This is a genomic window from Streptosporangium sp. NPDC049248 (assembly GCF_040678965.1).
Taxonomy (GTDB): Bacteria; Actinomycetota; Actinomycetes; order Streptosporangiales; family Streptosporangiaceae; genus Streptosporangium; species Streptosporangium fukuiense.
Genome location: NZ_JBFAQY010000012.1, coordinates 151,319 through 177,281, shown reverse-complemented (window position 1 = coordinate 177,281; position 25,963 = coordinate 151,319). Strand labels below are relative to the sequence as shown.

General features: G+C 71.6%; 25 protein-coding genes. 17 read left to right on the top strand and 8 right to left on the bottom strand.

Annotated features, from left to right (window positions below):
* Window positions 1-18 precede the first annotated feature (18 nt).
* Window positions 19-699: a TetR/AcrR family transcriptional regulator gene (locus tag AB0K21_RS23130; protein ID WP_343967105.1), complete on the bottom strand. Its 681-nt coding sequence runs from the start codon at window positions 697-699 to the stop codon at window positions 19-21.
* Between the two features lie 66 nt (window positions 700-765).
* On the opposite strand from AB0K21_RS23130, the gene AB0K21_RS23125 reads away from it, so the two are divergent.
* The 10 genes from AB0K21_RS23125 to plsX all read left to right on the top strand — a co-directional run bounded on the left by AB0K21_RS23125 (window position 766) and on the right by plsX (window position 11,598).
* Complete coding sequence (locus AB0K21_RS23125; RefSeq protein ID WP_364153088.1) at window positions 766-1,641, top strand: alpha/beta hydrolase; 876 nt, start codon at window positions 766-768, stop codon at window positions 1,639-1,641.
* A gap of 106 nt (window positions 1,642-1,747) precedes the next feature.
* Complete coding sequence (locus AB0K21_RS23120; RefSeq protein WP_364153002.1) at window positions 1,748-3,037, top strand: extracellular solute-binding protein; 1,290 nt, start codon at window positions 1,748-1,750, stop codon at window positions 3,035-3,037.
* A gap of 70 nt (window positions 3,038-3,107) precedes the next feature.
* Window positions 3,108-4,043, top strand: coding sequence for a sugar ABC transporter permease (locus AB0K21_RS23115; protein ID WP_364152999.1), 936 nt, complete (start codon window positions 3,108-3,110; stop codon window positions 4,041-4,043).
* Window positions 4,040-4,837, top strand: a complete 798-nt coding sequence (locus AB0K21_RS23110; protein WP_364152996.1) for a carbohydrate ABC transporter permease — start codon at window positions 4,040-4,042, stop codon at window positions 4,835-4,837. Before AB0K21_RS23115 ends, AB0K21_RS23110 begins: the two co-directional genes overlap by 4 nt.
* Window positions 4,834-6,144 (top strand): M28 family peptidase, encoded by a 1,311-nt coding sequence (locus tag AB0K21_RS23105; protein ID WP_364152993.1) that lies wholly within the window; start codon window positions 4,834-4,836, stop codon window positions 6,142-6,144. Before AB0K21_RS23110 ends, AB0K21_RS23105 begins: the two co-directional genes overlap by 4 nt.
* Window positions 6,141-6,329: a hypothetical protein gene (locus AB0K21_RS23100; protein ID WP_343967115.1), complete on the top strand. Its 189-nt coding sequence runs from the start codon at window positions 6,141-6,143 to the stop codon at window positions 6,327-6,329. Before AB0K21_RS23105 ends, AB0K21_RS23100 begins: the two co-directional genes overlap by 4 nt.
* Before the next feature lie 41 nt (window positions 6,330-6,370).
* Window positions 6,371-7,969 carry an AMP-binding protein gene (locus tag AB0K21_RS23095; RefSeq protein WP_343967117.1) on the top strand — a complete coding sequence of 533 codons (1,599 nt, stop codon included), beginning with the start codon at window positions 6,371-6,373 and terminating at the stop codon, window positions 7,967-7,969.
* 245 nt (window positions 7,970-8,214) lie between these two features.
* Complete coding sequence (gene crtI / locus AB0K21_RS23090) at window positions 8,215-9,675, top strand: phytoene desaturase family protein (protein WP_364152989.1); 1,461 nt, start codon at window positions 8,215-8,217, stop codon at window positions 9,673-9,675.
* Window positions 9,672-10,571, top strand: coding sequence for a phytoene/squalene synthase family protein (locus AB0K21_RS23085; protein WP_343967121.1), 900 nt, complete (start codon window positions 9,672-9,674; stop codon window positions 10,569-10,571). The genes crtI (AB0K21_RS23090) and AB0K21_RS23085 overlap by 4 nt, the downstream gene beginning before the upstream one ends.
* 55 nt (window positions 10,572-10,626) lie before the next feature.
* Window positions 10,627-11,598: a phosphate acyltransferase PlsX gene (gene plsX / locus AB0K21_RS23080; RefSeq protein WP_364152986.1), complete on the top strand. Its 972-nt coding sequence runs from the start codon at window positions 10,627-10,629 to the stop codon at window positions 11,596-11,598.
* A 66-nt stretch (window positions 11,599-11,664) separates the two neighbouring features.
* Here the strand turns inward: plsX and AB0K21_RS23075 are convergent, their stop codons facing one another.
* Window positions 11,665-12,375 (bottom strand): spheroidene monooxygenase, encoded by a 711-nt coding sequence (locus AB0K21_RS23075; protein WP_364152983.1) that lies wholly within the window; start codon window positions 12,373-12,375, stop codon window positions 11,665-11,667.
* On the opposite strand from AB0K21_RS23075, the gene AB0K21_RS23070 reads away from it, so the two are divergent.
* Window positions 12,350-12,946: a glycerol-3-phosphate acyltransferase gene (locus AB0K21_RS23070; RefSeq protein WP_343967127.1), complete on the top strand. Its 597-nt coding sequence runs from the start codon at window positions 12,350-12,352 to the stop codon at window positions 12,944-12,946. The genes AB0K21_RS23075 and AB0K21_RS23070 overlap by 26 nt on opposite strands.
* Here the strand turns inward: AB0K21_RS23070 and AB0K21_RS23065 are convergent.
* The 3 genes from AB0K21_RS23065 to AB0K21_RS23055 are packed head-to-tail and all read right to left on the bottom strand — an operon-like array spanning window position 12,888 to window position 16,439.
* Window positions 12,888-14,129 (bottom strand): glycosyltransferase, encoded by a 1,242-nt coding sequence (locus AB0K21_RS23065; protein ID WP_364152979.1) that lies wholly within the window; start codon window positions 14,127-14,129, stop codon window positions 12,888-12,890. The genes AB0K21_RS23070 and AB0K21_RS23065 overlap by 59 nt on opposite strands.
* A gap of 31 nt (window positions 14,130-14,160) precedes the next feature.
* Window positions 14,161-15,642, bottom strand: a complete 1,482-nt coding sequence (gene crtI / locus AB0K21_RS23060) for a phytoene desaturase family protein (protein ID WP_343967132.1) — start codon at window positions 15,640-15,642, stop codon at window positions 14,161-14,163.
* Window positions 15,630-16,439, bottom strand: coding sequence for a carotenoid biosynthesis protein (locus AB0K21_RS23055; protein WP_343967134.1), 810 nt, complete (start codon window positions 16,437-16,439; stop codon window positions 15,630-15,632). Before AB0K21_RS23055 ends, crtI (AB0K21_RS23060) begins: the two co-directional genes overlap by 13 nt.
* A gap of 135 nt (window positions 16,440-16,574) precedes the next feature.
* On the opposite strand from AB0K21_RS23055, the gene AB0K21_RS23050 reads away from it, so the two are divergent.
* The 4 genes from AB0K21_RS23050 (at window position 16,575) to AB0K21_RS23035 (ending at window position 19,175) form a co-directional block, all read left to right on the top strand.
* A complete protein-coding gene (locus AB0K21_RS23050) occupies window positions 16,575-17,372 on the top strand; it encodes a MerR family transcriptional regulator (RefSeq protein ID WP_364152974.1) in 798 nt (265 codons plus the stop codon).
* A 170-nt stretch (window positions 17,373-17,542) separates the two neighbouring features.
* The gene (locus AB0K21_RS23045) at window positions 17,543-18,286 is read left to right on the top strand and encodes a sulfite exporter TauE/SafE family protein (protein ID WP_343967138.1); all 744 of its coding nucleotides are present in this window, start codon (window positions 17,543-17,545) and stop codon (window positions 18,284-18,286) included.
* Between the two features lie 310 nt (window positions 18,287-18,596).
* The gene (locus AB0K21_RS23040) at window positions 18,597-18,728 is read left to right on the top strand and encodes a hypothetical protein (protein WP_343967140.1); all 132 of its coding nucleotides are present in this window, start codon (window positions 18,597-18,599) and stop codon (window positions 18,726-18,728) included.
* Between the two features lie 15 nt (window positions 18,729-18,743).
* Window positions 18,744-19,175 carry a hypothetical protein gene (locus AB0K21_RS23035; RefSeq protein WP_364152970.1) on the top strand — a complete coding sequence of 144 codons (432 nt, stop codon included), beginning with the start codon at window positions 18,744-18,746 and terminating at the stop codon, window positions 19,173-19,175.
* A gap of 92 nt (window positions 19,176-19,267) precedes the next feature.
* Here the strand turns inward: AB0K21_RS23035 and AB0K21_RS23030 are convergent, their stop codons facing one another.
* Genes AB0K21_RS23030 through AB0K21_RS23020 form a run of 3 tightly spaced genes read right to left on the bottom strand, consistent with a single transcriptional unit; the run spans window position 19,268 to window position 24,145 of the window.
* The gene (locus AB0K21_RS23030; protein ID WP_364152967.1) at window positions 19,268-23,440 is read right to left on the bottom strand and encodes a WD40 repeat domain-containing protein; all 4,173 of its coding nucleotides are present in this window, start codon (window positions 23,438-23,440) and stop codon (window positions 19,268-19,270) included.
* The gene (locus AB0K21_RS23025; protein WP_343967146.1) at window positions 23,421-23,822 is read right to left on the bottom strand and encodes a hypothetical protein; all 402 of its coding nucleotides are present in this window, start codon (window positions 23,820-23,822) and stop codon (window positions 23,421-23,423) included. The genes AB0K21_RS23030 and AB0K21_RS23025 overlap by 20 nt, the downstream gene beginning before the upstream one ends.
* A gap of 11 nt (window positions 23,823-23,833) precedes the next feature.
* On the bottom strand, window positions 23,834-24,145 hold the full coding sequence (locus tag AB0K21_RS23020) for a hypothetical protein (protein ID WP_364152965.1): 312 nt from the start codon (window positions 24,143-24,145) through the stop codon (window positions 23,834-23,836).
* Between the two features lie 2 nt (window positions 24,146-24,147).
* On the opposite strand from AB0K21_RS23020, the gene AB0K21_RS23015 reads away from it, so the two are divergent.
* Together AB0K21_RS23015 and AB0K21_RS23010 are read left to right on the top strand one after the other, a co-directional pair.
* On the top strand, window positions 24,148-24,309 hold the full coding sequence (locus AB0K21_RS23015; protein WP_364152962.1) for a transposase: 162 nt from the start codon (window positions 24,148-24,150) through the stop codon (window positions 24,307-24,309).
* A 346-nt stretch (window positions 24,310-24,655) separates the two neighbouring features.
* Window positions 24,656-25,945, top strand: coding sequence for a helix-turn-helix transcriptional regulator (locus AB0K21_RS23010; protein ID WP_343967150.1), 1,290 nt, complete (start codon window positions 24,656-24,658; stop codon window positions 25,943-25,945).
* Window positions 25,946-25,963: the final 18 nt, after the last annotated feature.

Genomic DNA, 25,963 nt, shown 5'->3' with positions numbered 1-25,963 from the left:
CGGCGCGGGGGCCGGAGGTCAGCCGAGTGCCCGGTCGGCCGTCGCGTGGTCGGCGAGCAGTGTGACCGTGTAGTGCAGCACGTCCTCCTCCAGTGCGGACAGGCGCTGCGCGTTCCCCGCGCGCACCTCGGCGGCGATGAACTCGGTGACGCCGAAGACGATCAGGGAGGGCACCCTCTCCCTGACCGGCCCCAGGGAGGGGGTCTCCGCCCTGGCCCGCGCGGCGAGGGCGCGCAGCATCTCCAGGAAGGGCAGGTAGGCGCGGTCGCGCTGTTCCATCGCCCGCCGGCCCGCCGCGGGGAGTTCGACGAAGTAGGCGCGGGCGTACTCGGGACGGTCCTGCCACCACCGCAGGTAGGCGTGCAGGCCCCGGCGGACGGCGGCGACCCAGTCGTGGCCGGTGCCCTCGGCCGCGGACAGGATCGTCTCGACCACGCCGGGCAGGTCCCGTTCGCACAGGGCGAGGAAGCAGTCCTCCTTGTCGTGGAAGTTGGCGTAGAAGGCGTTGCGCGAGACCCGCGCGGCGGCGATCACATCGGGCACGGTCGTGGCGGCGTACCCCCGGGCCGCGACCAGCAGCAGCATCGCCTGGATCAGGCGGTCGCGCTGCGAGGTGCGGACCACTTCTGGGGGCAGCCCGTGACGGCCGCGGGGGAGGGGCTCACCCTCCGGAATTTTCTTCCGATCCTGTCTTGACATCAATCACAGATCGTACTTCCCTCTGTTAGGAGACGTTCACGTCTCCAAAGAATCGGTGAGGTGACCATGGAAGACAAGGGCATGTCCCGGCGGCGGATGCTGCGCGTGGCGGCGGTCGGGCTGCTGTCGGCGGGCCTCGTGTCGCGGACCACCCAGGCGGTGGCGGCCGGCACGATCGAGTCGCACTACGCGGTCCGGGGCCCCTGGGCGGTCACCGCCTCCGACGCGGGCGACGCCTCGGGAACCTACCGGCTGCACCATCCGGCAGACCTCGGCGCCGGTGGCTTCCGGCACCCGATCGTCACCTGGGGGAACGGCTCCCACGCCACCCCCGCCCTCTACCCCGGCGTGCTCGACCAGCTCGCCTCCTGGGGCTTCGCCGTGATCGCCTCCACCGACACGACCACCGGGACGGGCACCGAGATGCTCGCCGCCGCGCAGTACCTGGTGGCGAGGAACGCCGACCCCGCGAGCCCGTTCCATCAGAGGCTCGACGCGACCAGGGTCGGCGCCGCCGGGCACTCCCAGGGCGCGGGTGGCACGGTCAACGCGGCCAACCTCTCCGCGGGGCTCGTCACCACGGCCGTGCCGATCGCGTTGCCCGCGCAGCTCTGGGTGGGGGCCGGCGACCGGTTTCAGGTCTCCCAGCTGGCCTGCCCCGTCCTGTTCCTGAGCGGGAGCAACGACTGGCTGATCTCACCGGCCTCGGCACTGCGGGGCTACTACGACCAGGTGCCCGGGGCGGCGGCCATGGCGCTGCTGAAGGGCGCGGGTCACAACGACATCCAGGGCACCGGCGGCGGCTTCCTCGGCTACCTGACGGCCTGGCTGATGTACCGCCTCCAGGACGACGACTACGCCCGAGGCGCCTTCGCCGGGAGCGCCCCCGAGTTCACCGCCAACACCGCCTGGCAGAACCAGGCCGCCAAGAACCTCCCGTGACCACCACGCCGACGCGGCCCGCCGGTGCGAGGCCGCCAAGCACCCCCGTGACCACCTCATCCCGCGCGGTGCCCGCCGTGCGGGATCACCCCCCAGGAGAACCGCCATGGCGGATCTGACACGGCGCCGGCTGCTCGCGGCCGGCGCGCTCTCCCTGGCCGCGCCCAGTGTGCTGGCGGCCTGCGGCGACGACCGGCCCGAGCGGCAGGTCCAGGACGGCAGGCCGCATGGCGAGGTCAGCGTCTGGCTGCACGGCTCGCAGGAGACGGGCCCGCAGTTCGAGAAGCTGGTGCACCGCTACATCGACGAGTTCGGTGTGGACGTCAAGCTCCTCTACCTGCCTGTCGCCCAGCTGGACGCCAAGTTGCTGACCGCCTTCGGCGGCGGCACCCCACCCGACGTCTTCAAGATCGGGAACTGGAGCTTCCCCTCCCACGCGGGGAAGAAACGGCTGGCGCCCATCGACCCCCGGGCGTTCGGCGCGCCGGACGTGGCGGCCGTCCTGGGACGGTACGAGCCGGGGACGGTCGCCCCGCTGAGTTACCGCGGCCAGGCGTACGGCGTGCCGATCGACCTCAACCCCGCCATGCTGTACTACCGCAGGGACCGCTTCGAGGAGGCCGGTCTCGACCCGGACAAACCTCCCACGACCTGGGAGGAGGTCGCCGACCACAGCAGGAGACTCACCTCGGCCGACGGCAGGCGGGTGGGCCTGCAGTGGCTCTACGGCGACCCGCAGTGGGCGCTGATGACGCTGACCGCGCTCATCAAGGGCGGCGGCGGCGAGCTGGTCAGCGCCGACGGCACCCGTGCCTCCCTCGACACCGAGCACGGCATCCGGGCCCTGGAGTACTTCGCCGGGATCGGCAATCCCCGGCTCTCCAACCCGCTCGGCGCGCTCGGGCTGTTCTACTCGGGTGAGGCCGCCATGGTCGTCAGCGGGACCTTCCTCGGTCCCGCGCTGGAGCGGCTCGGCGAGGACACCCTCAAGCCGGGCAAGGACTACGGCGTGGCGCCCATGCCCCGCTGGGCGGGCGGCAGGGCCGTCGTGCCCGCCTACACGTGGGGCTGGGGCGTCGCCGCCGCGTCGAAGAACGGCTTCACCGCCTGGCACCTGATCAACTACCTCCAGGGGCGGGAGTCGGTCACGGCCAACCTGGAGAACGGGATCGTCATCCCGGCCACCGGCTGGCGGGACGCCGGACCGCGCGGCACCTCCGAACTGATGGGGATCGCGGCCTCCGGCATCCCCGACGCCGACTTCGGCCCGGCCGTCCCCGCCGCGCTGGAGCTGGCCAAGGCGGCCTCCAGCGCCTGCGACGCCGTGGCCCACGGCCGCTCCACGCCCACCCAGGCGGCCAAGGACTTCGACGCCACCGTACGGCTCGCGCTGTGAACGTGGACACCGAGCGCCCGGACCGTCCGGGCCGGCGGCACACGGGCCGAAGTGACGTGGTGAGCACCCGATGACCCTGGCCGCAAAGACCGCCGAGGCGGCCGTGCCCGCACCCTCGCCGAGGCCGGGGAAGGGCGGGCGCGGCAGGTCGCGCCGGGAGGCGGGGGCCGGGATCGTGCTGACGATCCCGGTGGCCGTCTTCTTCGTCGTCTTCTGGCTCGTGCCGTTCTGCGGTGCCGTGTACCTCAGCTTCACCGACTACGAGATGGCCGGCGCCCCAAGCTGGATCGGGCTGGACAACTACGCGCGGATGCTCCAGGACCCCGGGGTCTGGAACTCGGCGTGGATCACCGTCGTCTACACGGTCTTCACGGTCCTGCCGACCATCCTGCTCGCGCTGCTCGTCGCGGTGCCGCTCAGCGGGCCCGGCCGCCTCAACCGCGTGCTCCGCTCGCTGGTCCTGGTGCCCGCGGTGATGCCGCTGGCCGCGACGTCGATGGTGTGGGTCATCATCTACTCCGACCGGGGTCTGGCGAACACGCTGCTCGGCGCCGTCGGCATCGAGCCGCAGTCGTGGCTGACCAGCTCGGATCTGGCGATCTGGGCGCTGGTCGTCATGGTCGTCTGGAAGAGCCTGGGGTTGTTCGTCATCATCCTGACGGCCGGGTTGCAGGCGCTGCCCCGGGAGGTCTACGAGGCCGCGGCGATCGACGGTGCCGGGCCCGTCACCACGTTCCGCAGGATCACCGTCCCGCTGCTCCGCAGGACCCTGCTGTTCGTGCTGGTCATCTCCGTCGCCGGATCGATGCAGGCCTTCGTGCCCGCCTTCCTGCTCACCGGCGGCGGTCCGGCCGACGCCACCCAGGTACTGCCCTACTACATCTGGGCCAACGCCTTCCCCTACGAGCACATGGGCTACGCCTCCGCGCTGGCCATGATGCTGCTGGTCGCGATGCTGGTCGTCTCGATCGTCCAGTTCGGCTTCCTGCGGGGTGGGGACGAATGAGGGTGCTTCGGACCGTCTGGCTGCTGAGCGCCGTGGGCGCGATGCTGCTGCCGATCTACGTGATGCTCGTGGTCGCCTCCGCTCCCGACGACACCGATCTCGGCGGGCTGGTCTTCAACGGCTTCCACCTGCCGGAGAACCTCGCCGAGTTGTTCGCGGGCGAGGGTTTCCCCGTCTACTTCCGCAACAGTGTGATCTACTGCGTCGGCAGCGGGGCGATGGACGTGCTCTTCTCCTCGGCCGCGGGCTACGCCCTGGCCCAGCTGTCCTTTCCCGGCAGGCGCGTGCTGTTCGCGCTCGTGGTCGGTACGCTCGCGCTCGCCCCGATGGTCATGATCATTCCGGTGTTCCTGATCGTCAAGGAGCTGGGCTGGGTGAACACCTTCCAGGGAGTGATCGTCCCCGGCATGATCAGTGCCTTCGGCGTCTTCCTGGTCCGCCAGTTCGCCCTCGGCATCCCCAAAGAGCTGATCTTCGCGGCGCGCGTCGACGGGGCGGGGGAGCTGCGCATCTTCCTCCGGGTGGCGCTCCCGCTGCTGCGGCCGGCACTGGTGACGCTCTTCCTCATCCACTTCCTCGCCCAGTGGGACAACCTGCTCTGGCCGCTCATCGTCGCCAACGACCCCGCACTGTGGTCGCTGCCCGTGGGACTGGCCAACTTCCAGAGCGAGCACGGTTTCAACTACCACCTCATGACCGCCGCCGCCCTGGCCACCGCCGTGCCGCCGTTCCTGCTGCTGGCCGGGCTGCAGCGCTACTACGTGGCGGGGCTCACCTTCGGAGGGGTCAAGTGACGGTCCCGGACACCGCAGAGATCATGGCGTGGATCGAGACGATCACGGCCAGCGGGATCCGGCGTCCCGGATACCCCGCCGACGCGTGGACGGAGAGGTGGGCGGCCGGGCTGCTGGCGGGCTTCGGGCTCGACGTGCGCCTCGCGCCGGTCGAGGTGCCCACCTGGCACCCTGTCACCGCCACGCTCCGCGCCCACCTGGACGCCGATCCGTCCCGCGCCGTCGAGGTGGAGGCGTTCGCCCTGCCGTACACCACCCCGAAGGCGACGGTGACCGCGCCGCTCACCCGGTCGGCGGCCCCCGGTCGCATCGCGGTGCGCGAGCACACCTTCGCCGAGCTGCCCCAGGCCCTGGTACGGGAGATCGCCACCGCCGTGCACGACCCCGACGGCGACTTCGACGGCCTGGTGCAGACGCTGCCGTTCGCGCCCGGCTACCTGGAGGACCTCGACGGGGCGGTCACCTCGGGGGCGGCCGGGTACGTCGGGGCGCTGACCGGCGTCCCGTGGGAGACACGCGACTACTACGTGCCCTACGACGCGGTGCACCGGTCCGTACCCGCGGTCTGGTTGTCGGCGGCCGACTCGCGGCGGGTGCTGGCGCTGATGGACGAGGGGCCCTGCGCCGGCACGCTGTCCGTGGAGTCGGAGACCGCGACCGCGACCTCGCACAACGTGATCGCCACCCTGCCCGGGCGGGGCGACGGCTGGGTGATCGTCGCCTCGCACCACGACGCCCCCTGGGCCTCCGCGGTGGAGGACGCCTCCGGCGTCGCGCTGGTGCTGGCCGCCGCCAGGCACTGGTCGCGGGTGCCGGAGGAGGACAGGCCGCACAACCTGCTCTTCCTGCTGACCGCCGGGCACATGGCGCACGCGGCGGGCACCCGGGCGTTCATCGAGGAGAACCGTGCTCTGCTGGACCGGGTCGTGCTCCAGGTCCACCTGGAGCACGCGGCCCGCGAGTGCCGCGCGGAGGGCGGGACGCTGGTGCCCACCGGTGCCCCCGAACCGCGCTGGTGGTTCACCACCCGGCGCCCCGAGCTGGAGCGGCTCGTCGAGCGGGCGCTGGTCGCCGAGGACCTGCGCAGGTCGTTCGTGCTGCCGCCCGACGTGTTCTCGCCGATGCCGCCGACCGATGGTGCGTTCTTCCACCCGGAGGGGGTGCCGCTGGTGCACTTTCTCGCGGCCCCCATGTACCTGTTCGATTCCGCCGACACCCTCGACAAGGTCGACGAGGCGAGCCTGGTGCCGCTGACCCGCGCGGCGATCCGCATCGTCGAGGGCACCGAGGGATGGAGCTTCAGATGAGCGGGGCGGTACCGATCCAGCCCGTCGTGGACGGCGACCTGGTGCCCCCCGCACCGCTGGACGCGCTGCGCGCGGGGATGGCCCGGCTCGACCGCTCCCGCAGGCAAGTAATGATCTTCGATACCGAGTCGGAGGTCGCCGACGATCCGCTGCGACCGCGGCGGCACCTCTTGCGGGAGCCGTGAGCGGCGTGCACCTTGTTACTCAGCGACCGGAGGTTTCCCACATGCTGTCCTACTCATGCGCCGTCTCGGGCGCCCCCCTCCTCGGCGAGACCATCGGGGAGAACTTCGAGCGGATCGTGGCCCGCTTCGGTGACCGGGAGGCCCTGGTCGACCTGCCGGGCGAGCGCCGCTGGACCTACGCCGAGCTGAACGCCGACGTCGACCGGCTGGCCAGAGCCCTGATCGCCCGGGGCGTCGCCAAGGGGGACCGGGTCGGGATCTGGTCGCCCAACTGCGCCGAATGGGTGATCGTCCAGTACGCCACCGCGAAGGTCGGCGCGATTCTGGTCAACGTCAACCCCGCCTACCGCGGGCACGAACTCGACTACGTCGTCCGCCAGTCCGGCATGCGGCTGCTGATCAGCGCGGTGAGCCACAAGACGAGCGACTACCGCGCGATGGTCGCCGGGATCGGGTTCGCCGATGTCGCCTACATCGGCGAGGAGAGCTGGCACCGCCTGCTGGCCGGGGCCACGGGCGTCGGTCCCGAGAGCCTGCGCGAGCGCATGGCCTCGCTGACCTTCGACGACCCGATCAACATCCAGTACACCTCGGGTACCACCGGCTTCCCCAAGGGCGCGACCCTGTCGCACCACAACATCCTCAACAACGGCTACTTCGTCGGTGAGCTGGTCGGCTACGACGAGACCGACAGGGTCTGCCTGCCGGTGCCCTTCTACCACTGCTTCGGAATGGTCATGGGCAACCTCGGGGCGACCTCCCACGGGGCCTGCGTCGTCATCCCCGCGCCGGGCTTCGACCCCGCCGCCACCCTGCGGGCCGTGGAGCGGGAGCGCTGCACCTCCCTGTACGGGGTGCCGACCATGTTCATCGCCGAGCTCGGCGAGCTCGGCCGCGCCGAGTACGACCTGTCGAGCCTGCGTACCGGGATCATGGCGGGCTCGCCCTGCCCGGTGGAGATCATGAAGCGGGTGGTCACCGAGATGAACATGCGCGAGGTGGCGATCTGCTACGGGATGACGGAGACCTCGCCGGTGTCCACGATGACGAGGGCCGACGACGACCTGGCCCGCCGCACCGAGACGGTCGGCCGGGCGATGCCGCACATCGAAGTCAAGATCGTCCACCCGGAGAGCGGCCTGACCGTCCCGCGCGGTGAGCCCGGCGAGCTGTGCACCCGCGGCTACTCGGTGATGCTCGGCTACTGGGACGAGCCCGCCAGGACCGCCGAGGCGATCGACGCAGCCCGCTGGATGCACACCGGCGACCTGGCCACCATGGACGACGACGGCTACGTCAACGTGGTCGGACGCATCAAGGACATGGTGATCCGGGGTGGTGAGAACGTCTATCCCCGCGAGCTGGAGGAGTTCCTGCACGGTCATCCGGACATCGACGACGTCCAGGTGATCGGCGTCCCCGACCCCAAGTACGGAGAGGAGCTGATGGCCTGGATCGTCATGCGGCCGGGGGCCGTCCCGCTGACGGCCGAGGCGGTCAGGGACTTCTGCGCCGGGCGGCTCGCCCACTACAAGGTGCCCCGCTACGTCCATCTGGTCGACGGGTTCCCCATGACGGTGACGGGCAAGATCCGCAAGGTCGAGATGCGCGAGCAGGCGATGCGGCTGCTCGACCTCTGACCTTCGTCCGCGCTCCCGCGGGACGACCGGCGGCAGCTCACCGCGCCTCGGCTCCCCGGTCCCGAAAGGGCGGGAGAGCCGACGCCGTCTTTACGCCTTCTTGCGCGACGGGTTGATTTATCCGCAGCCCGGCCCGGGGATGGGTCGTCCGACACCATTGATCATGGGCCGTGCGCCCGCCGCCGGACGAACGCATCCGAACGCCTGCGCGCGGACCCCGCGGACCTGGTGACGAGGAGGAGCGCGTGCGCCATGTCGTGGTGATCGGCGCGGGTCTCGGCGGCCTGGCCGCCGCGGTCCGGTTGGCCGCCGCGGGGCGGGACGTCACGATCGTGGAAGCCGGCCAGGCACCCGGCGGCTGCTGCGGTACGGCCGCCGTCGGCGAGTACCGTTTCGACACCGGCCCCTCCGTGCTGACCATGCCCGAGGTCCTCGCCGACGTCTTCACCGCGGCCGGGCAGGACATGGAGAGCCTGCTCCCGCTGCGGCGGCTGGACCCGTACTACCGGCTGCGTTACCACGACGGCTCCCACCTGGACGTGGTGGCGGGCGAGGACGCCATGGTCGAGCAGGTGCGCGCGCTGTGCGGAACCGCGGAGGCCGACAGGTACCGGCGCTTCCGTATCCGGCTCGGCGAACTCTTCGACGCCGAGTGGCCCGCGTTCATAGACCGCGACATGACGCGGCTGCGCGACCTCGCCCGGCCGCGCGTCCTGGCCCGCCTGGCGGCCCTGGGCGGCTTCCGCAGCCTGGACTCCCTGGTCAGAAGCCACCTCACCGACCACCGGCTGGTCAAGGCGCACACCTTCCAAGCCCTGTACGTGGGCCTGCCGCCGCGCAGGGCGCTGGGGATCTACGCGGTCATCGCCCACATGGACACCGTCGGCGGCGTCTTCTTCCCACGACACGGCGGCATGCGGGCCATCCCGCGGGCCCTGGCCGCGCTGGCCGAGAGGGCGGGCGCGCGGATCAGGTACGGGGTGCGCGCCATCAGGGTCGAGACCGGGTCCTCGGGTGTCCGCGGGGTACGGCTCGACACCGGGGAGCGCCTGGCGGCGGAGAACGTCGTGGTCGCCTGCGACCTGCCCCGGGCCCATACCGGGCTGCTCCCCGAGGAGGCGGGTGACTGGCGGCTCCGCCGTCCCCGCTACTCGCCCTCCTGCCTGGTCCTGCACCTCGGCCTGGACCGGAGGCTCACCGGGCAGGCGCACCACACCCTGCACTTCGGCAGGGAATGGGACGCCACCTTCGCCGCGCTGCGGGCCGGACGGCCACAGCCCGATCCGAACCTGCTGGTCACCTATCCGGAGTCCGACACCGACGCCGCTCCGACCGGCCACGCCACCCTCACCGTGCTGGAGCCGACCGCCAACCTGCGCGGCGGCGCCGACTGGGACCGGCTCACCCCGGAGTTGGAGGGCCGGCTGCTGGCGAGGCTCGCCGACCTCGGCTACGGCGACCTGTCCCGCGCGCCGAGGCTCACCCTCGACCCGCCCGCCTGGGCGCGGCTCGGCCACTCGGCCGGTACCCCGTTCGCTCTGGACCACCGTTTCACCCAGACCGCCTGGTTCCGGCCGGCGGGAGTGTCCCGGCGTGTCCCGGGACTGCACTTCGCCGGTATGTACACCGCGCCGGGGGTGGGGGTGCCCCCGGTGCTGATCTCCGGCAGGCTCGCCGCGGAACGCGTACTGGAGACCTCCCGATGACCCTGACCGCGAGTTACGAACTCTGCCGCAGGCTCAACGCCCGTCACGGTCGCTCCTACTACCTGGCCACCCTGCTGCTGCCCGCCTGGAAACGGCCGCACGTGCACGCCCTGTACGGCTTCGCCCGCTACGCCGACGAGATCGTGGACTCCTTCACGATGACCGGCGACAGGGCAAGGGCACTCGACGGCCTGGCCGCGCGACTGGCCGTCACGCTGGAGGGTGGCACCACCGACGACCCGGTGCTCCCCGCGTTCACGCAGACCATGCGCTCCTTCGGCATCGATCACGGCGACGTGGCGGCGTTCCTGCGCTCGATGCGGGCCGACCTGACCGTGGCCCGCTACGAAACCTACGACGACCTGCTCGCCTACATGGAGGGCTCGGCCGCGGTGATCGGCACGATGATGCTGCCCGTCCTCGAACCGCTGCCGGGCATGCGGGACAAGGCCTGTGAGCCGGCCCGCCAGCTGGGGCTGGCCTTCCAGCTGACCAACTTCCTGCGCGACGTGGCCGAGGACCTGGAACGCGGCCGGGTCTACCTCCCGCTGGAGGACCTGGACAGGTTCGGGGTGGAGGTGGCCGACCTGGGGCGCGGTGCTCCCACCCCGGCCCTGCGCGAGCTGCTGGCCTTCCAGATCCGGCGGGCCAGGGGTCACTACGCGCGGGCCGGCGAGGGGATCGGCATGCTGACCCCCTCCTCCCGGCCGTGCATCCGCGCGGCCTTCCAGCTGTACGGCGGCATCCTCGACCGGATCGAGGCCGCGGGCCACGACGTCCTCGGCGGCAGGGCGGCCGTACCCGGGCGGAGGAGACTGGCGATCTTCGCGCGGCACCTGCTCGCGGCGTCCGCGGCCGGCCGCGCCGAACGCCGGCTGATCGCCGAGGTGCCGTGAACCGGCCGGGCGGGGCCGGCACGAGGTCGTCCAATGCTGTCGTCGGGAGGGTGTGATGTCGGAGCCTGTGGCCGTCGACGCGATGGGCGGAGACCACGGACCGGGCGAGACGGTCGCCGGGGCGGTCGTGGCCCGGCGCGAGCTCGGAATCCCCGTGGTGCTCGTGGGCCACTCCGGCGCCGTCCGCGCCGAGCTCACCCGCCACGGCGCCGTCGGCGAGATCGGCGTGGTGCACGCCGAGGACGTCGTCCCGATGACCGAGCGGGGCGCGGGAGCGGTCTTCTCCACCACGACCAGCCTGACGGTCGGCTGCGACCTCGTACGGCGGAAGGAGGCGTCGGCGTTCGTGTCGGCCGGTTCCACGGGCGCGGTCGTCTCGTGCGCCATCCACGGCATCGGGCGCGCCCCGGGCGTCCTGCGGCCCGCCCTGGCCATCGCGCTGCCCTCGGTCACCGGCGGCGCGACCGTGCTGATCGACGTCGGGGCGACCTCCGACCCCATCCCGGAGATGATCGCCCAGTTCGCGCTGCTCGGCGCCTCCTACGCCCAGCTCGTGCTGGAGGTCGCCGATCCGTCGGTGGGCCTGTTGTCGATCGGCTCGGAACCCGGCAAGGGCAACCGGCTGACCCGCAGGGCCGGTGAGCTGCTCGCCGGGCTGCCGTTGCGCTTCTGCGGCAACGTGGAGGGACACGACGTGCTCGCGGGCACCGTCGACGTGATCGTCACCGACGGTTTCACCGGGAACGTGGTGCTCAAGAACGTCGAGGGTTCGGTGCGGGCCGCGCTGACCCTGGTGGCGCGTTCCGGGGCCGCCGGAGCCGAGGAGTTACGGGCGGTGGCCCGCCGCTACGCCCCGGAGGCCCACGGCGGGGCGGCGCTGCTCGGTCTGATCGGCACCGTCGTCGTCGCACACGGTTCCTCGCGGGCGGCGACGATCGCGCGCGCCTGCGCGGTGGCGCACGATCTCGCCGAGGGCGGGGTCGTCACCCGGTTCGCGGACCGGCTCACCCCGGAGGCCGCCCGTTGAGCGGCGCGGCGGAGTCTCGTCGCGGCGGGGCGACGGAGCCGAACCGGTGTGGGCCCGGCGCCGAGGTCAGGCCAGCGGGTCGGCGCCGTCCCAGGTGCCCTCGCTCGCGTAGGGGGAGAAACGGGCGAACAGCTCCTCGGAGTACCAGCCCTGCGCGCGCGTCCTGCCGATCACCTGCCGGTGCGCCCGGCCCCGGTGGGCGAAGTCCCGTACCGCGGCGGCGTCACGCCAGAGCGAGAACGTGCCCTGGCGGGCCAGCGGCCACTCGCCGACGCCGACCGAGGCCAGGCAGCCGTCCTGCTCGGCCAGGAGGCGGTCCACGCCGGGGACCGAGCGGTAGAACGCCACCAGGCGACGGGGCCGGATCGACGCGCGGGTCAGCACGGCGACCGGGCCGCAGGGGTCGCGTTCCCGGGTGTTCCGCAGGAGGGGGCCGAACGGGTCCACCCCGTTCCACCTGCCGCGCGAGGTCAGCGGAGCCAGCCGCACCTGCCAGGACTCCCGTGCCTCGCGTCGCCAGCGCGCCGCCACCGGGGAGTCGCTCAGGAAGCCGTCCAGGGCATGCTCCTCGCGCCACACCGCCAGCAGTGCCCAGCGGCGCAGGTCCGCCCCCGCGCTCGTCGACGCCCCGCGGCCGGAGCCGAGCAGCCGCCAGAACACCAGCCCCGGCGTGCGCCCCAGCACCGGCCGGTCGAACGCCATGTGCCGCATGGCACCCAGATCCGGGTATCTCGTGAGATGGAAGGAAACGATGGGCCCGTTGCTCGTCTCGGTCATCGGCGGCTACCTTCTCGGGTCCGTGCCGGTCGCCGTGCTGGTGGCCCGCGCGCACGGGTTCGACCCCCGCGAGGTCGGTGACCGCAATCCCGGCTTCTGGAACGTCAGGGAGCGGATCGGCTGGCGGGCCGCCGTGCCGGTCTTCGCGGGTGACACGCTCAAGGGCACCCTCGCCGGACTGCTCGCCCTGGTGGCCTGTGGCACGCCCCCCGCCTGGCCCGGCGGGGTGCGTGGCGACAGCGTGCCGGCCGTGTACCTGGCGGTGGCCGCCGCCATGGTCGGGCACGCCTGGCCGCTCTTCGCCGCCTTCAGGGGCGGACGGTCGATCCTGGCCCTCGCCGGAGGCTTCGCCGTCATCTGCCCACCCGGTTTCCTGCTCGGTGTCGCCACCCTGGTCACGGCCGCCGTGGTGACCCGGTCCTTCGCGATCGGGGCGCGGGTCGGTGTCTTCGGCATCCCGCTGTTCCAGCTGTTCTTCGCGCCGGTCACGCACGTGATCGGGACCGGCCTGCTCATGTGCCTCGTCGGGCTGCGGTTCGGCCAGGCGGCATGGGCCTCCCGCCCGTCGTGACCCGGCCCGTTCGCCCGTCCGCCGTCGCTCGGGCCGATCGTCCGCCCGTCGTGACCCGGCCGAGGCGGACGCCCGTCGTGGCAGCCGGGTAGACCCGGCCCCGCCAGCCGCGTGCCGGGCGCAACGTGGTCTGCGTCAGCCGCAGCGCCGCCAGCGGGTCCAGCAGCGGGGAGAGCAGCACACCGGGACCCGGCCGCGTGTAGCTGCCGCGCAGCGCGCCGGCCAGCAGCAGCCGTACGGCCAGCAGGCCCAGGTCGAGCCGGGTGGTCCTGCCGCTCGCCAGCCGCAGCACGGGCAGCGCGGTGGCCAGCCAGACCACGGCCAGGTCGGCGGCCTGCCAGCCGGGCCCTGTGACGTCGCGCAGCGACAGCGACCGCCCCCAATCCCGCCACACCCCGGCGGCCGAATCGTGCATGTCGACCTCCAGCAGGTTCCCGGCCTCCAGGAATCCCACCGCCCAGCCCCGGGCCGCCAGCGTCCTGGCCAGCGCCACGTCGTCGGCCAGGTGCCCGCGGACCCGCGCGAACCCGTCGACGTTCAGCATCGCCGTACGGCGGAAGGCCATGCACTGGCCGTTGGCCACCGCACGGTGCGGAGCCGGGGGAGTGGGCGGCCCGATCGGGCCGAAGCGGTAGACCAGCGTCGCCAGGAACGAGGCGTGCAGCGCCTGCTCGGCTGTCCCCTCGCACATGTACCTGGGGCCCACGCTCACCAGGTCGTAGCCGTCCAGCACCGTCGCGAGCGCGCCGATCAGTCCCGGCGCGGGCCGGGCGTCCGCGTCCAGGGTCACCACGACCTCGCCCATCGCCGCCTCGACCCCCTGCTTCAGGGCCCACTGCTTGCCCACCCAGCCCTCGGGAAGCGGCGCTCCGATGAGGACCTTCGCGCCGAGCCGGGCGGCCAGGTCCGCCGTGCCGTCGTGTGACTCGTCGTCGACGACGACGACCTCCGCGACGGCCGGATCGGCGAGCAGCGCCGACAGACAGGGGCCGAGGCGGGCCTCCTCGTCGCGGGCGGGGATCACCACCGAGACGCGCGGCGGCGCCGTCCTCGTCGAGGTCGGCGCGTGGGCCGGCGCGTCGGCCGGCACGGGGTTCAACGCGGGCAGGCGGTGCCGTCCCCGGGCCAGGCGCACCGCCACCGCCAGCGCGGCGGCGGCCTGCAGCACGGTCAGCGCTCTCATCGCGACACCTCCACAGTCTCGGGCGGATGGTTCACCGGGCGGTTTCGGGTCCGTGGCCTCCGGTGGTGGTCAGGCGGAGGGAACCGGTGGGGAAGTCCTGCTCGACGAGCGAGGCGACGATGCGGGCGCCCATCGTGACCAGCGGCAGCCCGCCGCCGGGATGCGCCGAGCCGCCCACCAGGTACAGACCGCGCCGAGGCCCCCGGTTGCCGGGGCGGCGCAGCGGCGCGAACCGGCCCGAGCAGGCGGCGCCGTAGATCGAGCCGCCCCACGCGCCGTAGCGGTCGCGCAGGTCGGCGGGGGTGAACAGGTCGACGAAGCGCAGCCGCCCGGACAGGTCGTGTCCCCGGCGGGCCAGCCGCTCCAGCACCAGGTCCCGGTACGCCTCGGGTGACATCGGCCACCGGTCGGGGTCGCGGGCCGGGACGTTGACCAGCATCACCTGGTTCTCCGCGCCCCGCGGAGCCTGTGATGGATCGTCCACGGCCGAGCAGCCGATGTAGACGGTGGGATCCTCGGGTGGCCTGCGCCGCCGGAAGATGTCGGAGAACTCCCGCGCGTAGTCGGCGGAGAAGACGATCGAGTGGTGCGCCAGCCCCTCGGTCCTGCCGTCCACCCCGGCCAGCAGCAGGAACACCGAGGAGGAGGTGCCGAGTTCGGCGATGCGCCGCAGCCGCCGCCGGTCGGGAAGCAGCCGCCCGTACAGCGCGGCCGCGTCGGTGTTGGCGACCACGATGTCGGCGCGCTCGCGCTCTCCGGAGGCGAGCCGCACCCCCCTGACCCGTTCGCCGTCGGCGAGCACCCGCGCCACCTCGGCGCCCAGGACGATCTCCACCCCGGCCTTCTCCAGCATCAGGGCAAGGGCGTCGGCGATGCGGGGCAGCCCTCCGGGGACGTACCAGCCGCCCTCGCCGTGCTCGATCGCCGGGATGCACCCCAGCGCGGCCGGGGCCAGGTACGGGCTGGAACCCGCGTACGTCGCGTAGCGGTCGACGTACTGCCACAGCCGCGGATCGGTGAAGAAACGGCGGGCCAGGCCGTGCAGGGTCCTGCCGGGGGCGACCGCCAGCAGGTCCGGCAGGCGGGCCTCGGTGGGTGGGCGGATGAGCGGTCCGGTGAAGAAGGTACGGCGCGACGCCTCGAAGCAGCCCCGTGCCCAGTCGTGGAAGGCCAGCCAGTTTCGGCCCTCGCCGGGAGCGAGCCGGTCGACCTCGGCGGCCATCCTGGCCGGGTCACGGTACGCCGCCAGCGTCGAGCCGTCGGCGAAGAGGTAGCGGCACAGCTCGTCGAGCTCGACGAGGTCGAGCTCCAGCCCGAGATCGGCGAAGAGGCCGGGCAGGGTCAGCAGGGAGGGGCCGAGGGAGAAGGTGAAGCCGTCCCTGGTGTGCTCGGCGAGCTTGCCGCCGAGGCGGGGGAGCCGCTCGTACAGGCGCACCCGGTGCCCCTCCCGGGCCAGCAGCAGGGCGCAGACCATGCCCCCGACGCCGCCCCCGATCACCGTCACCTCCGGCATCCGCGTCCCCAGGTGAGCAGGACGAACAGGCCCATGCACGTCCCTCCCGCGACGGCGACCAGCGGATCCGGCGGGTCGAAGACCGCCGCGAAACCGACGGTCTCCATGACCGCCATCGCCGTGTATATCGACACCAGTCCGGCGCTCCACGCCGCGGGCTCGGGCACCAGGCGCTCGATCAGGACCATGACCAGCAGCGAGACGACGAGCCAGCCGGCGAAGTTACCGAGGGGGACGCCCCGGTAGGGGCCGGGGGCCTGCCAGATCCACAGGCCCAGCCGGGTCATCTGCGGGTCCAGGAACACGTCCCAGGCGGTGAGCGCGAGCGCTCCCAGCACGACCCGTGCGGCCCGGCTGCCGGGTGCGATCGCGGCGGCCACCGCGTGGGCCGCCAGTCCCATGCCACCCCAGGCCAGCGCCACGATCACCGGTACCCCGCCGAGCACCGGCTGGAGGACGCCGGTGTAGTGGTAGTCGCCGAACGGCAGCCCCGTCCTGGTCCCGACCCACTCCGCGGCGTACCCGATCGCGACCACGGCGGTGAACGCCGCGACGGCCCCGGCGGGGGAGTGGGTCACCGAGGCGAAGGCCAGCGCGCTCGTCACCAGCAGCAGGACGACCACACCGGTCAGCGCGATCGGCCGAGGCTGCAGCCCCGAGGCGACCTGTGCCACCACCATCGCGGCCAGCGACACCGCGCCCAGCGCGCCCATCGTCCTCGACGCGCGCGTCGCCACGGGACCCACCGGCGGTGGCCACACCCGCAACGCGCCGGGCTCCTCCCGTCTGCTGTTCACCTGGTGGCTGTGCCCGATGAACGGTCATTCGATCGGCTGGACGAGGTCAGGTTCCCTTTGAAAACCGGGGGCCCGCGACTTCCAAAGGCGCAGGGGATTGAACCTGCCGTGGCGAGAGGTCCTACCGTTGCGGGCGTGATCGGGAAAGACGACGCCGGACGTAGGTGGAGCATCGGCGAGGTGGCGCAGGCGAGCGGGGTGACCGTGCGCACGCTGTACCACTACGACGAGATCGGCCTGCTGAGCGCGAGCGAACGCACCGCATCGGGACACCGCCGCTACACCAGGCGCGATGTGCGGCGGCTGTACCGGGTGCGGGCACTGCGGGCGCTCGGGTTGTCGCTGGAGGAGATAGCGGGCGTACTCGCGAACTCCACGGACGATCTGGCGGCGATGCGTGACCTACTGACGGCTCAGCTACGCGAACTGGAAGCACACGCCGCACGGATCCAGCGGCTGACGCACCGACTCGGCGGGCTGCTGGAGCAGATCGGCAGCGGGTCGATGCCCGATTCGGACCAGTTCATGATGACCTTGGAGATGATCTCTGTGTTCGAGACCTCGTTCACGACGGAACAGCGAGAGCAACTGGCCCGGCGCAGGGCCGAACTCGGCCAGGAAGCCGTCGAGGCGGCCAAAACCGAATGGGCCGGGCTCGTCGAGGAGCTTTTACGGCACGTACAGGACGACACCTCCGTCGACGACCCGAGAGTGCGGGTCCTGGTCGGCCGCTGGGACGCCCTGGCGAACCGGTTCCATGCCAACGGGCGAGACGGGGAGCAGACCAGAGCCGCGGCGCGGGGGATGTGGCGGGAAAACAGCGAGGAGATCGGCCGGAGCCTGCCGTGGCCCGCGGCCCGGATGCGTGACCTGGTCGACTACCTGGAAAGGGCTCGGCAGGCTGGACGAGACGACCGGCCGTTCCGGAAGTAGAACGTCCACGGCCCACTTCGCCGACCGCCCGAGTGGTCGCCCCTGCCTGACAGGGTTCCGTCCTTGAAGTGCTCCTCCGCCATGCCGGCAGCATGGAGGCGATCACGCGGCGATGCGCGGGGAGGAGGCGTTTGGAGTCGGGACGGTGCGGTGTGGTTGGCTGTCCCTCCGTGGACGTCGCTGAGGTGCTGGGTCTGTTCGGAGCCGGGATGCTGGCCGGGGTGGTCGGCACGGTGGTGAGCCTGGCCTCGATCATCTCCTATCCGGTGCTGCTGGCGTTCGGCCTGCCGCCGGTGACCGCGAACGTGACGAACACGGTCGCGCTGACCTTCAACGGGGTGGGGGCGGCGTTCGGCTCGCGGCCGGAGCTGGCCGGACAGGGGCCGAGGGTCCTGCGACTCGGCACGATGACCCTGCTCGGCGGGGCGGCGGGGGCCGGACTGCTGCTGGTGACCCCGTCCACCACGTTCGAGGCGATCGCGCCCTGGCTGGTCGCCTTCGCCTCGCTGCTGCTGCTCCGCCCGCCGAACACGATGACGGGGTACGGCGGCGAGGACGGGTGGAAGGCGCGCGCCGCCATGTTCGCCGTCGCGATCTACATCGGCTATTTCGGGGCCGCCGGCGGGGTTCTCATGTTCGCGGTGCTCTCGGCCGTGCTCGACCAGCCACCCGTCAAGATCAACGCTCTGAAGAACGTCGTCTCCGCCCTGGCCAACGGGGTGGCGGCGATCGGCTTCGCCCTCTTCGGGCCGGTGCAGTGGTCGGCGGCGGTGCCCCTCGCCCTGGGCTTCCTGCTGGGCGGCCGGCTCGGCCCGGTTATCGCCCGCCGCCTGCCCGGCCGCGCCCTCCGCCTCGGCACCGCCACCTGCGGCCTGCTCGTCGCGCTCAAACTCGGCGTCGACGTCTATACGTGAGCCGTCTCTGCCGTACGAGCGTCCAGAGTCCGGGAGCCGCCCTGGAAGCCGGTCACCGTCGAAAGACGCGGTGCCGCTCGGAACCGGCGCGTACCGGGAAGATCGGGCATTGTGAAGAGCACGTTCATTTCCACCGGCCGCGTCGCCGACGAGCAGCCGTGTCACAGCGGGGAGTGCGGGTGTCATGGAGCCTTTTTCATTCCGGTCAGGGAGTGTTCCGATGCGTCGTGAGGCGCCGAACGGTCCCGGGTACGAGCGGGCTTCAGGGTCGCTCTGCTGAGCTGTGGAAACGCATGATGAGGAAAGCTCAGTGATCGAGAACACCGTGGGCGGCCACGATGCCGCTGGAAGCGTCCGGCCGACGCCGACCGCGGTCTCGCCGGAGCTGATCAGAGCGGGAAAGCCCGATATGTCAGGCTACCTTGACGTCAAGGTGGCCTGACGAAATACTGGACCCATGTCTACTCCTGACGAGCTGGAACGCCGGTTCACGCTGCTGGCCGCGGCCGCGCGCTACGACGCGCTACGCACCCGTGACGCCCTGGCCGCACCGGCCGATGAGGACGACTCCGAGCTCGCGCAGCCCGACCCCGACACCGAGCCCCTGACCCGGGGCGAGGCGCTGGAGCTTCTCGCGCTGGGCGAGGTGATCGCACGGAAGGCGGGCTACGGGCGCCAGCTCTCCGTGCGCTCCGCCCGCCGAGCGGGCGCCTCGTGGTCGCAGATCGGTGCCGCGCTGGGAACCAGTAAGCAGGCGGCATGGGAGGCCCACAACCGATGGATCGACGAACAGGCCGGGGAACGCGACGGTCACTGGGGCTGGGACGAGAACGATGTGGCGGCCGCGCGCGTACTCGCCGGCGACCCCGAGGGCGAGGGGGCGGAATGAGCGAGGTCGCCGGGCCGTACGGGGCGGAGGATTGAAAACGCTCCGCGCGTTCTCTCTTCTCCCGACGGACTCCCTCTCGGGCGGGCTCACGCTCAGGGGCAGAGGCGCCGGTAGGGAAGGCTGGGCACGAGTTCGGCCCAGTCCGCTTCGGTGAAACCGCCGGTGAGCGTGCACGCCCGCTTCACGGGATCGGCCAGCGCGTCATTCAGGGCGGAGGCGTCCCACCGGGCCCCCTTGCTGAACAGCGTGCGGCCGTCGAGCGTGAACAGGTACGGAGAAGAGAACGGCCCGCTCACCGTACGCACCCGATACGGCGCGGCGGAGCCACGGATCAGCCAGAACGTGACGGACTCGTCCCTGCCCCAGAGTTCCTCGTCGACGACGGCGGGGCCGTACCGGTCTTCGCTCAGGTCGTCTGTCCCGACGACCAGCAGATCGCCTCGCGGATGGAACGTCAGCCGATCGACGTTCCTGGGGCTGACGAAGGACGTGACCTTGGCTCTTGGCTTCCACAGCTCGACCGTCCTGCCCACCAGACCGACGGCCAGCATGTCGCCCGACCCCCAGGCCAGGGCGGTGACCCGGTCTGTCTGCCGGGTGAAGGGGGCGTTCTCCGTGTCCCAGAGCAGAACACCGCCTTCAACCGCGACGGCCAGCCACCTGCCGTCGCGGCTGAAGGCGGCGATGCCCATGTCTCCGGCGCCTGTCACCGAGGCGCCTCTGACCGGTGCGGCAGGATCACTCAAGTCCCACAAGGTCACCTTCTCCGATTTCACCGCGGCCAGCACCGGGCGCCTGGGATGGAGGGCCACCACCCGTCCCGCATCCGCCAGTTCGTGGCGTACCGGTTTGGCGAGGTGGCGGAGATCCCAGAACACGACGTCGTCCTCGGCCGCGTCCGCCACGAGCAGACCGCCGTCGGAGCTGAACGCCAGCGTGTCACCGCTGGGTCCCGGGGTGGGAAGAGCCGTCAGCTGTTTGCCCATCCCGTCCCACAGCGTGATACGGTCCGACCCCGTTGACAGGCCGGCGAGCACCGAGCCGTCTCCCGACACGGCCATGTCGTCTGTCATGGGCAGGGACGCGATCGAACGGGGAACCAGATCCCCCGTCAGGACCAGCACCCTCAGCCGGCCGTTCCGTTCCCCGTAGACCAGGGTCCGCCCGTCGGATGAGAAGGCCGCGTCCGTCATCGGCATCGGCAGTGTGTCCAGCCTGTTGGCCTGACCGTCCAGCACGAAGCTCGTCCCGTCCGAGGTGCCCGCGATGACCCTGGTGCCCCCCGGGTTGACGGCGACGGCGGTCATCCGGGGGATGTCCTTGATGAACTCGCCCGCGAACGCGGGCTCCCTCGGCTTGGAGACGTCCCACGCCACCACCCCGCCGTACGGTACGACCACTGCCGCGTTGGCCCCCGCGATCAGGGTGGATCCGTCGGCGTCGAAGTCGAGGCTGTCGAAGCGGAGGTCGTCATCGTCGGTGCGCAGCACCGACAGTGCGCGCCAGGTCGCGGCGTCCCACAGCGTGATCGTGCCGTTGACCCCGCTGATCGCCAGAGTTCTGCCGTCGGGAGCGAAAGCCGCCGCCCGTACCCCGTCCCCTTCGAGGGCCGACAGGACAGCGGGCCTGGCGCGGTCACGGACATCCCACAGGGTCGCTCTGCCCTTCTCGTCCTGGCCCGCGACCACACCGTCGCCGAAGGCGAGCGGGCCCTTGCCCTTCACCGTGCCCATCCGCCGCTGACCGGACCACAGAATGATCTGCCCGTCCTCGCCCGCGCTGGCCAGCGTCCGGCCGTCGGGGCTGAAAGCGACCGAGGTCACCGCCGCCCCGTGTCCCTTGAGCGTCGCGAGGACGTGCAGGCGGACCGGGTCGCGGAAATCCCACAGGGTGATGGTGTCCCCTCCCGCCGTCGCCAGCCTGGCGCCGTCGGCGCTCACCGTCAGGTCCCGTACCCCGCCGGGCGGCGACTGGGCGTCCGGCAGGCCACCGTCCAGTACGGCGGCGGTCAGCGCGGTTCTGGCCTCCACGGCGGCGGGATCGTCCTTCGGCGAGAGGGCGTCGGCCGCGAGGTTCCGCAGCAGGGCGGACCGCGGGGAGGTCGCCCGGGTCGTCGAGGCCTCCGCGACCAGCTGCTTCACGACGGCCAGCCGCTGCCCGTCCTCGGCGCGCCGCCAGAAGTACCCCGTGATGCCCAGCAGGAGGAGCAGCAGGACCACCAGCCCGCCCACCAGCAGGCGGCGCATGGTCGAGCGGAATATCGAGGCCCGGACGAAGTGCTGAGCCTGGCCGTCCAGCTCGCGCAGCCGTACCGGGTCGGAGCGCCAGTCCCGCGCGAGCGCCAGCGACGTGCCGGTCGCCAGGTCGGCGCTCCTGCGGCCGCCGTCATCCCAGGTCCTGGCCTCGGCTTCGAGACGTTGCCGTACCCGCAGATCGTCGCGGTCCTCGTCGATCCAGCCACGCAGTGTCGGCCAGGCCCGCACCAGCGCCTCGTGGGTGAGTTGCGCGTCGGTCCTGTCCAAGGTGACCAGCCTGGTGTCGTCGGCGGAGAGCGCTAGCAGCGCGGTCTGGGCGGCCCGCGGGTCGGGGGCGTGCTCGACCAGGTCGGTGATCGGCGTACGAGCGCGGGTGTCGTCGCTCTCGCCCACGTTCACCAGCCGCAGCAGTACGTGCCGCGCCATGGCCGCGCCGGGAGCGTCCAGCGAGGCCAGCACCCGGTCCGCGCTGTCGGCCAGCGCCCGCCTGATGCCGCCGCTGGCGTGATACCCGGCGACGGTCAGCAGGCCGGGTTCTCTGAGCCGCCAGATCGTGCGGAGGGCGTGCGCGAGCAGCGGCAGCCGTCCCGCCTCGTAGGCCTGCTCGGGGGCGACGCGCTCGTCAAGGTCGGCGAGGAGCAGATCGGTCAGTCCCGGCTCCAGCGCGAGGTCCACCGCGGCGGCGGGGCGTTCGATGGCCTCACGCACCTCCTCGGCGCTCATCGCGCCGACCACGGTCGTGGTGCGGCCGATGGCTCGCCGCAGTTCGGGAAAGTCGGCGAGCGCCCCGAAGTGATCGGAGCGGACCACCAGCACGGTGAGCGCGCCGCCGCTCCACGCGGCCTGTAACGCGCCGACGAAGCGCGCTCGCTCTCGCGCGTCCGCACACTGGGTGAACAGCTCCTCGAACTGGTCGACGACCAGCACCGTGCCGGGACCGGCCGTGACGAGAGGCGGATGGGCGGTCGGCGTGATCATCTGGTGCGTCCAGGTCGCCGAACCCGTGATTCCCAGGTGGCCCCTGCCGAGCGCGGGGAGCACGCCCGCGCGCAGAAGCGAGGACTTGCCCGACCCTGACACGCCCATCACCAGCAGCGGCGAGCGCTCCTCATGGCATCGCGCCAGCTCCCTGACCACCTCGCCGGTCAGCCGCTCGCGGCCGTGGAAGAACTCGGCGTCGGTGAAGGCGGCGAGACCGGGATAGGGGCAGCGGTCCGTGTCGCTCGGCGGGGACGCGGGTCCGGGCACGGTGGTGGTCGGCCGCCACGCGCGGTTGGCCGCCAGGACGACACCGCCGCCGAGCCCCTGCCTGGTCAGGGTGGGGAGCGGGAAACCCCTGCGGCCGAGCGCCCTGCGGGCGTGCTCGGTCGCGGACTCGATGGTGATCTCCCGTTCGCCCTGGGAGTCACCCCGCTCCAGCAGATCGATCAGCGTGCCGAGAAAGGCGGTGTGGGGTTCGCCTTCGGGGGCCAGGGCGAACTGCGAGGCGCCCGACGCGGTCAGCACATAGGAGCGGTGAATCTCCGCCAGCGCCGCGATGTCGCTCCCGCCGGACGACAGCGCCCCCACCGCGCGCCCGGAGAAGCAGCAGTCCAGAATCACGATCTTCGTCATGGCCGCGCTGTCACGGACGTAGCTGCGCAGATAGGCGTACGGCCAGGCGGTGTGCTCGGTCCTGCCTCCCGCTCCGCTCTCCTGCGTCCCAAGGAAGAGCTCGCCGCTCTGCCCGAGGATGCCGTGCCCGGTGTAGCAGATCAGCAGGGCGTCCCCGGGGCTCGCGCGCTCCGTCACCTGCTGTAGCGCCTCGCCGAACGCTCCCACCGAGGGCGGGTCCAGGCACAGGGTCAGCGCATCGCCGCGCACCCCGCACCGCTTGACCAGCACCTCGCTCAGATCGCGCAGGGTCCGTTCCACGGCCGGCTCGTCACGCAGCTCCGAACCGGCCAGGTGCGTGCCGGTGCCGATCAGCAGGACCTGGGCGCGGGCGAGGTCAACGCGGGGCGCTGTCATCCGCCTGAGTGACGGCGGGCGTGGCGTCCTGGCTCCCCATCCACCCCGCCAGTTCGCCGACGAGTTGTTCCAGGCGTGCGGCGTCCATCCCCCGCACGGTCTCGGCGGTGAGTGTGAACTCCTCGCCGTTGGCCCGCTTCAGGGACACCGTCACCGACCGCTTGCGGTTGCGGATCCAGGTGGTGATCACCATCGCCACGCCTGCCGCCATACCGGGGGCCAACGCCAGCTGCAGCAGGACCGGCAGGCCACCGCTCAGCGTCCCGGACGGCGCTTCCCCGTGCACCGTCCGTACGGATCGTGCCAACCCCGGGTCCTCGTCGAGCCACCCCCGTAGTGAGTGAAGTTCCTCCACGTCGTCTGCCGAGGCGATGATCTCCATGCTGCCTCATGCTAGGGATCCGCCATATCGGGCGCCATGCGGTCCGGGAATCTGGGGGCTATGTCGTCCGCGGCACGGCGGCTCGGCCTGGGGAAGGCGTGGCCGCCGTGCCCGCTCGGAAGCGGCCGATACCGGCCGAGGCGGAGGAGCGCGGTCGTCTCGACCTCGCGCACCTGAGTTCTCAGGCCGTCGATGGGCCGGTCGCAGAGAGTAGCGGCCCGGCGGGCGGCGAGCAGGGTCTCCAGGGCCTTTTGGCGGTTGCCATGGTAGAGCCAGCCGCGCGCCAGGTCGATGTAGTGGTGGCCGAGCCGGACCGGCGGCATGGGTGATCGACGACGCCGGGTTCCCCAAGGACGGTACCGCTTCACCGGGAGTGACCCGGCAGTATTCGGGTGCGGTGCCGCACGTGCTGAAAAGCACACCGAGGGCAGACAGAGGTGCTCATTGGCGCCCCTCCGGTGCTCGTACACCACATGCATGGACGTGACCGACCACACGCCTTGCGCAGCAGTCACCTTGGACGGTCAATACGACGTCTTCCCAGTACCCCATAATTTCGATATATCAAACCTCTAGTCATCAAAAGGCTTTCGATTCCCATTGAGTATCCAATGTCCTTAATAGGGCTTTGGAAATCCTGACCGGATAACAGTTTTGGGCACCCCAAAAGGGGGATTTGGAGCTTTTGGTCTCGAAAAGAGTGATCTTTTCTTATTTTCTGCGAGGGTGGAAACGGGAAACACCAGAACTGCTCTTGTCCGTTCGACGCCGGTTACCGCACGCTTGTCAGCGATGGCTCTCAGCTGTTCGAACGGACAGCAAGGGAGGCCCATGTGGTCCAGCAGCCGATCCCCTTCGGCAGAGAACTACGGAGGCGGCGTCTCGCCGCCGGCCTCACGCTCACCGATCTGTCCAGGCTGGTGCATTACAGCAAAGGTCAGTTGAGCAAGGTCGAAAGAGGTCTGAAAGCGCCCAGCCGTGAGCTGGCGCGCCTCTGCGATACCGCGCTCGACGCCGGAGGTGTGCTCGCCGCCCTGGTCGACACACGGCCTGCGGCGACAGGGGCCACCAAGACGAGCCGCGGAGACGAGGAGGTATGGCTGATGCACTTGTCCGGAGATGGGCAGAGCTGGTTCCAGCCGGTGAGTCGGCGGCAGGTGATGGTGGCGGGCGCCACGTCGATGGCGGGTATGAGCATCGGCAGTCCGAGGACCAGTTCCCATACCGAGGACGCGACGCTGCTCGGCATGTCTCGGTCCTTGTTCGACCAGTATCGCCAGCTTGGTCAGGTGGCCGGCCCCGGCCTGCTGCTTCCCGCACTGATCGCGCAGACTCACACGCTGCAAGAGCTGTCGGCACACGCGGGACCGCGCACCCGGCAGGGGCTGCTGCGCCTCGCCTCGCGGTACGCCGAGTACGTCGGCTGGATGATGCAGGAGACCGGGAACGATCAGGCGGCCCTGTGGTGGACAGAGCGAGCGGTCGACCTTGCGGCCTCGGGGGGCGATCATCATCTGGCCGCGTACGGGCTGGTCCGTCGTGCGCTGGTCACGCTGTACCGAAACGACGCCGAGCAGACGATCGAACTGGCCAGGCAGGCGCAGGGAGGAGGGCTCCCACCGCGAATTCGCGGCTTGGCGGCGCAGCGGGAGGCGCAGGGGCACGCTCTCGCCGGCGATTACAACGCCTGCATGTTCAGCCTTGACCGGGCTCGTGCGCTGCTTGCGAGCAGCGCTCTGGACTCGGACACACCCGTCATCGGCACCACCAACCTGTCCGACCCGGTGGAGATGATCACCGGCTGGTGCCTGTACGACCTGGGTCGGCCAGGGGAAGCCGCCGAGCTCATCGGCAAGCAGATGGCTCAGGTGCCGCCACAGGCGCTGCGGACCTTGGTTCGCTATGGCGTACGACGCGCACTCGCGCACGCCATGGCGGGCGAAATCGACCATGCCTGTCACCTCACGGGCCAACTGCTCGGCAGCGCCGTCACGGTGAGCTCGGCCACCATCGCCGAGGACATGCGGGCTTTGGCGCGGACGCTGGGTCGTCATCCGAAAAATGCGGCGGTGCGCGAGCTGACCCCCGAACTCAGCCACACCCTGCGCTCTGTCATCCCGTAAACCCCGAGAAAGGGGAAC